A 633-nucleotide genomic window follows, 5' to 3' on the forward strand; every position below is an offset into this window, starting at 1 on the left:
CGGAAACACGGGCAGCAACGTGCTAAATTCAAGACCATCGCACCTAAAGCGAAATCAATGCCTAAACCGCAGAACGCACATACGATCACTGTCTCTGCATATGTGTGCCGATCATTTCGTAAGAATTACAACCGTCCCCCTTTATAACATCTATTTTTTCTTACTGCGCATCTTAAATTGGGTCCGTGTTTGGTCACGTCGACACAACGCCGCTGCTCTTTGACTTCGTTAATCCCGCTCTCGTGTAGATACCTTTTAACGCTAGTTTGGCCCATAGCCACTATCGTGTGAAAACTCGCCCTAAGGCCTATCTACAACCTAAAGCGGACATCGAATTTGGGCACGGCAAGGACGAATGCGGCAATTCTCTACACGCTCCACAATCATTCTGAATCACGGCAGGGTTTTGAGCAAGCAGTTTTCAATCCGCGGCGGTTTGTGACCAATCGTCAGCTGGTCTTCCGGAAACAAGGAATACTCGAAGAAAGGATATCGCAATGCCACGCGTCATGCCTGAATAAAATGTGGCACAAACCGGGACAAATCCTGCGTTACTTCGGAACTGTCCTCGCGGACGCACAGCCCACAGGCATTGTCGCCTATCACCCACGACCCAATCATCATGTGGTCCGC

At 49.4% G+C, this 633-nt stretch carries 1 protein-coding gene; it reads right to left on the reverse strand.

Features of this window, described 5'->3' with window-relative positions; translation table 11 throughout:
• Positions 1–507: 507 nt before the first annotated feature.
• Positions 508–624, reverse strand: coding sequence for a glutathionylspermidine synthase family protein (locus J7382_RS20185; RefSeq protein WP_348540060.1), 117 nt, complete (start codon positions 622–624; stop codon positions 508–510).
• Positions 625–633: the final 9 nt, after the last annotated feature.

Source organism: Shimia sp. R11_0 (assembly GCF_017744035.1).
GTDB classification, from domain to species: Bacteria; Pseudomonadota; Alphaproteobacteria; order Rhodobacterales; family Rhodobacteraceae; genus Shimia; species Shimia marina.